This is a genomic window from Streptomyces sp. MB09-02B, assembly GCF_033794485.1.
In the GTDB taxonomy this organism is placed as follows: domain Bacteria; phylum Actinomycetota; class Actinomycetes; order Streptomycetales; family Streptomycetaceae; genus Streptomyces.
The window spans coordinates 1-5,587 of record NZ_JARGEE010000525.1 but is presented as its reverse complement, the minus strand read 5'-3'; the positions used below and the strand labels follow the sequence as shown (position 1 = coordinate 5,587).

Annotated in this window: 6 protein-coding genes; 1 reads left to right on the top strand and 5 read right to left on the bottom strand. The window is 72.7% G+C overall.

Annotation, left to right across the window (positions count from 1 at the left end; genetic code table 11):
• Positions 1 to 237: 237 nt before the first annotated feature.
• From P1P70_RS39720 to P1P70_RS39700, 5 genes are all read right to left on the bottom strand, one after another.
• Positions 238 to 666: a hypothetical protein gene (locus tag P1P70_RS39720; RefSeq protein ID WP_319246595.1), complete on the bottom strand. Its 429-nt coding sequence runs from the start codon at positions 664 to 666 to the stop codon at positions 238 to 240.
• A gap of 120 nt (positions 667 to 786) precedes the next feature.
• Entirely contained in the window at positions 787 to 1,380 is a 594-nt protein-coding gene (locus P1P70_RS39715) for a hypothetical protein (RefSeq protein WP_319246592.1), read from the bottom strand.
• 85 nt (positions 1,381 to 1,465) lie between these two features.
• Positions 1,466 to 2,020, bottom strand: a complete 555-nt coding sequence (locus P1P70_RS39710) for a hypothetical protein (RefSeq protein WP_319246588.1) — start codon at positions 2,018 to 2,020, stop codon at positions 1,466 to 1,468.
• A 92-nt stretch (positions 2,021 to 2,112) separates the two neighbouring features.
• Entirely contained in the window at positions 2,113 to 2,952 is an 840-nt protein-coding gene (locus P1P70_RS39705) for a DUF4328 domain-containing protein (RefSeq protein WP_319246586.1), read from the bottom strand.
• A 151-nt stretch (positions 2,953 to 3,103) separates the two neighbouring features.
• Complete coding sequence (locus P1P70_RS39700; RefSeq protein ID WP_319246598.1) at positions 3,104 to 4,702, bottom strand: glycoside hydrolase family 20 protein; 1,599 nt, start codon at positions 4,700 to 4,702, stop codon at positions 3,104 to 3,106.
• A gap of 287 nt (positions 4,703 to 4,989) precedes the next feature.
• Between P1P70_RS39700 and P1P70_RS39695 the strand changes: the two genes are divergently transcribed.
• Positions 4,990 to 5,587, top strand: a 598-nt coding sequence (locus tag P1P70_RS39695; protein ID WP_319246583.1) for a 2-oxo-4-hydroxy-4-carboxy-5-ureidoimidazoline decarboxylase, incomplete at its 3' end; no start/stop codon positions are given.

Here is a 5,587-nt window from a genome sequence, read left to right as displayed (position 1 = left end):
CGCCGCCCCTACCCGTCCCTCCCCCACTCTCGGCTTCGCTCGAGCGGGAGGTGCCCCCACCAAGGGGCTGCGCCCCTTCGACCCCCAGGCGTCCGTCCGGTGGGGGCTGGTCGCGCAGTTCCCCGCGCCCCTTGAGGGCCTACGGCCACTCAGGGGCAAAAAGCACGGGGCGCCTTTTTAAGGGGCGCGGGGAACTGCGCGAGAACCCCCACGCACCCGCACCCGACAACGCACCCCTCACCCGGAGGGCATCGCGTCGTGGCACAGCAAGCGCAGCGAACCGTCGCCCGTGTAGCAGCGGCGGGCCTCGTCGAAGGGGTCCCAGAAGCGGCCGTCCCAGGTGCGGACCCAGTAGCCGCCGTCCGACTCGACCCATTCGCCGCCGGCCCAGCGCACGACGACCTCACCGCCGTACGCCCCGAAACCCCGCAACGCCCCCTCCACGGCGGCGAACGGCGCTCCCTCCCGGCGGATCTCCTCGATCATCCGGTCCACCCGCCACAGGCTCTGCGTCGAGTAGTCGAGGCGCACCCGCGCCCCTTCCCGCATCATCGCCACCGCGTCGGCCGCCCACCGAAGGGGCTTGGCCGCACTACCGGGCCGGTTCCCGCGACTCCCCGGTGCGCCGGGGGTACCGACCGAACTGAATGTCTGCTGTGCGCTCACACTCGGGACAGCGCCCGCCCGGCAGGAGACGTTTCGCGATTTCGGCCTGTCCCCGACACCGGTGCAGGACCACCACACCCGGCCCCAGGACACCCACAGGACCCGCCAGGAAATCGGGGTTTACCGTCGCGCCCCACGCGCGCGCCGCGACACGACGGCCCGCAGCACCCGCCGCCCCTCCGTGGCGACACCGAGCGCCTGCCGCAGCCCCGCCGCGCCGTGCTGGGCGAGCAGCTCCAACACCACGACCTGGCGACGCAGTTCGGCGGCGACGAGATGGGACGCGCCCTCCGTACGGCCCTCCCGGCACGCCGCCACGGAGTCGGCGCCCCCGGCGTCCAGCGGGTCGAGCAGTTGATGGATCCGCAGAGCGGAGACGGAGCACACCTCCGCCCACTCCCGCAGCCCGTCGCCGGACCGCTCCCCGGGCACCGCGTCGAGCATCCGCCGCGCGAGCAGCACGACTTCCCCGCCCTCGCCCTCGCCCGTACCCCCGTCGGAGCCGGGTTCGGAGGGGTCCGGTGGCGTCAGTTCGCCGCGTATCTTCGCGACTCGCTCCCCCCACTCCTCCCCCTCGTCCGCCAGTCCCGCCCACAGTGGACGCAGGACCTCGTCGTCGCCCCCGAGAAGCGGTACGCAACGGTCCAAACAAGCCAACCCGCCGGCCGCCAGACCCCGTTCGTCGGCCTGGGCCATCAGCTCCACCAGGCTCATCGCACCTCCCCTAGATACCGCTCGATCGCGCCCCGGTTATACGGAGCCCGCACTTCCCCTTACTGCGTGCGACGACACGGGAGTGTCACAGAGGGACGACCCCGAGCCGGTCGAGCAACCGGAAGAGAATGTTTTCAGCCAGGGGGTCCGCCGGTCCAGGTTCCGAGGTCAACACCTCGACCAGGGACCGCTCGACGGCGACCCGCCCCGCCTCCGCGGCCCAGGCGACGGCGCGTTCGGCGGCGTCGCCCGGTTCGAGGAAGTAGTCCTCGACCGTGAGCCCTTCCCCGTCCCCCAGATACGCGGCCATGGTCCGCCGCGCGAGACACGTCGTCCACGCCCCGCTCTCGGGCCCGGACGCCTCGACGACCACGCAGTCACTGTCCATGACATAGCCGAACAGTGCGGGCGCCCCCGTCTCCCGGGCGAGCGCGTTCATGTTGCCGACATCGCCGGTGCCCCCGAAGTCCCCGGACTCCCCCGCCGCCTCGGCACCCGGCGCGCCTGTCGGATACGCCCAGATCTGCCAGCCGTCGTCCGCGGTCACGCACAACGTCATGGCCTCGGCCCCGGCCAGCGCGTCCAGCTGCGCGAGCGGCCGCTCGCTTCTGCCCACGACGTAGTACCCCCAGTACCCCATACCGGGAATAGACCACACCCGTGCGGCGGTTCGCCCCCGGAACCGTGCAATCCGCACGGTTGCCCCGCGAAGGCCGAGAAGGAGCACGGAACTCAGAGGGCGGCCACGGGCCCGGGCTCCGCGCGCGGCCCGCTGCGCGCCTTGTCGTCCTGCATACGGGTGAGGGCGAGGACGAAGAGGGCCGCGAACACGGCCGACACGATTTCGAAGGAGTCCGCGAACAGCATCTGCTGCGCGGCCGACCGGTACTCCTCGGCCGCCTCCGCCCGGAGGTACGCCCGGTCGCCCACCTCCCCCGCGAAGAGGCTGAGCAGCCACAGCGTCCACCAGGTGTTGACGAGCGCGTGCGACCTCGGCTTCTCCCAGGGGCCGCTCGCCTCCCAGCAGTCGACGGCGATCCGGCGCGGGAACCACAGGTTCACCACCGGCACGAACCACCCGCCGATCGCCCAGCCGCGCTTCTTCCGGTGCCCGAAGGGGTCGAACACCTCGGCGTTGACGCGGACCCGGTGGAACCAGATCAGGAAGACGACGGCCGTGGCGACGTAGGTGAGCGTCTGGAGGACGCCGGCGAGCGCGATCAACCCGTCCGCGCGGTCGGCGTCGCGTTCCAGGGCCACGCTCCAGTCGTCGGCCACGCTCCGGTTCATCACGTCGAGGAGCGCGAGGTCCGCCCACACCGCGACCAGGTCGGCCACGGCGACCGCCCCGAGCAGGATCGCCACCGCCCGCCCCAGCCCCACCGGCGACCGCAGCCACGCGGGGCCGTGCGGGGACTGGATGGGCAGGTCCGTGTGGGCGGGGAGCCCCGGCGCTGCCGGAGGCGGAGCGGCGGCGGACACGGGCGCGGGGTGCGGATCCGCCGCCTCGCACTGTCGGCACAGCTCACCGCCGGGTGCCGCCGCATAGGTCGCGCAGCGCGCACAGTTCATCGTGAAGCCCCCGTGTGATCGGTGATCGGAACAGACCGAACGGCGGCTCTCCCCAGACCCTCACGCTCGGCAATCGAACACGCGGAACATACGGTTCACCCGCGCCGCGCGTCCACTCGATTCCACGGCGTGACCGGCGGGGCCCCGGGGCTCAGCTCACCTTCCCCGCCAGCTCCCGGAACTGCGTCCAGGTCAGGCCCGGCTTCCCCGGGTCCCACAGCTTCTGCGAGAGCGCCCGCAGCGGCATCCGCACACCCGCCGCGACCTGCGCCTCGGTCTGCCGGTTCGCGAGGTCGCACCAGACGGCGAAGGAGCCGCCGAGAATCTGGTCGTCGTACTGGGCCGGGACGGCGGTGGTGCCGCGCAGCACCCGTGGGGTCCAGGACTCGTAGATGCGCTGCCCGGTCGGATAGACGAACTGGTTGGGCTCGCCGAGGACGTAGTACAGGTACTCGTCGTTGTAGTTGATCACCTGTCGCCCGGCGCTCAGGTATTCGATCGGCGGGCGGGCCCCGATCTCCTTGCCCGTCCAGTACGCGACCTGGATCGCCTTGTCCGCCTGGACCGAGCCGCCCCGGAAGAACCCGTCGTTCCAGGCCCGGACGGTCCGGTCGTGTCCGCGCATCACCTTGGCGCGGTCGTTCAGCCAGCCGGTGGCGAGGTCGGCGACGGTCGCGCCGGCGCCGTACTTCTGGCGCGCGGCGGCGGCCAGCTGCGGATACGAGGCCTCGGGGTTCGAGGCCATCAGCGCCCGGTACTCGTCGGCGCCGAGGTGCCAGTACGCGCCGTCGAACAGGTCGGCGTACTCGTCGAGCAGTTCGTCCACCACCTCGGCGGACCGCGGGTTGGAGATGTCGACGGCGCCGCTCGCGGCGACCCCCTGCGCGTTCTTCAGCTGGAGCCCCGGGTTGGCCGCGATCACGGCCCCCAGATGCCCCGGGGAGTCGATCTCGGGCACGACCTCGATGTGGCGGCTCTCCGCGAGGTCCAGGATCTTCCTCACCTGGGCCTTGGTCAGGTGCTGCCGGGAGACCACCTCGGGGTGGCTCGTGGACTCGATCCGGAACCCCTGGTCGTCGGAGAAGTGCAGGCCGAGCTGGTTGTACTTCAGGTCGCCCAGCTCACGGATGCGGTCCTCGATCCAGCCCGCCGTGAAGTGCTTGCGCGCGATGTCGAGCATGAAGCCGCGCTGCGGCTTGGCCGGCTCGTCCCGGACGACGCCCTCCGGCGCCGTACCGCCGCCGCGCACCTCCTGCTTCAGGGTGCGCGTGCCGTAGAAGACCCCCGCCTCGGCGGGCCCGGCGATCCGCACCCGGCCGTCCTTCACGGTCAGGGTGTACGCCTCCGACCTCGGCGCGTCGGCTCCGGTGAGCGCCAGTTCCACGTCCCCGGCCCGGGGCCGCGCCTCCCCCGCGTACGTCAGTCCCAGCTCTCCTGCGGTCAACCGCCCCTCGTCGGCCAGCGCCGCGTTCCGTACGACGACCCGGCCCCCGTCGGCGGGCTTCCAGCCGGGGCCGCGGGCGGCCTCGTGCTGCCGTACGGCGGGGATGGTCTGCGGCTTCTTCGACAGGGGATAGGTGCGCGACGGCGAGGGGGACGGGGAGGGCGAGGTCCCGGTGGCGCTCACGGACGGCCCCTCCGGGGACGGCCCCGATCCGCCGGCCGTCCGCGTCCCGTCGCCGCCCGGCCAGACGGTCACGGCCACCGCGACCGCGCCGCCCGCCAGAACCACCCCCGTGCCCAGGAGCAACCCTTTGGACGTGATCGCCGTCCTCCTGCGGGGTGCCCTTCGCCGGCCCCGCTTCACGACAGGCCCCCGGTCCCCGTCCCGGTCCCGGTCCCGGTCCCTGTCCAGCTCGCCGTCCACGACATCTCACACACCTCTCGCCGCGCCTTCCCCCGATCCAACTCCCGATCACTCCCGACTCTCCGCCGAGCCCCCTCCTCGAACCTACGACGTCCCACCGCCCGACCCGTCCACCACAGGTTCCGAAACTCTCCCGTTCGGGTGAATTTCGGGCATCGAACGGACAGCCCATGAACCGCCTCGATAACGTGGTGGCACCTTCCGCACCTGCCCAGCCGACCCCTACGCACCGCCGAGGACCCACGCTGCCTCCGCACCGTCTTCCCCACCTCCCCGGCCAGGTCGCCATCCCGGAGCAGGCCCCCACTCCCGGCCCCTCGGCCCTGGAGTGGTTCAACCACGCCCCCGCCGAGACCGCCCGCCAGGCCCTGCTCGCCTGCCTGCGCAGCCTGCGCTGGGCGCACCGGCTCACCGACCACCGCCCCTACCCGGACCTCGACGCCCTCCTCGCCGCGTCCGACGAGGCCGCGTACGACCTCACGGCGGCGGACCTGGCGGAGGCCCTGGCGGGCGAGACCCTGCCGGTCCTGCCCGACGACACCTACGGCGTCGCCCACACCGCGCTCAACGCCGCGCACGCGGCGTACGAGGCCCGCTTCGGCCACGTCTTCGTGATCGCCCTGGACACCACCCACCAGGACGAACTCCTCGACCACACCCTGGAGGGCATCCGCTCCCGCCTCTCGAACGACCCGGAGGAGGAGCGCGTGGTGGTGGCCGAGGAACTACGCCGCCTGGCAAGAACCCGCCTGCCCACCCACCTGACCC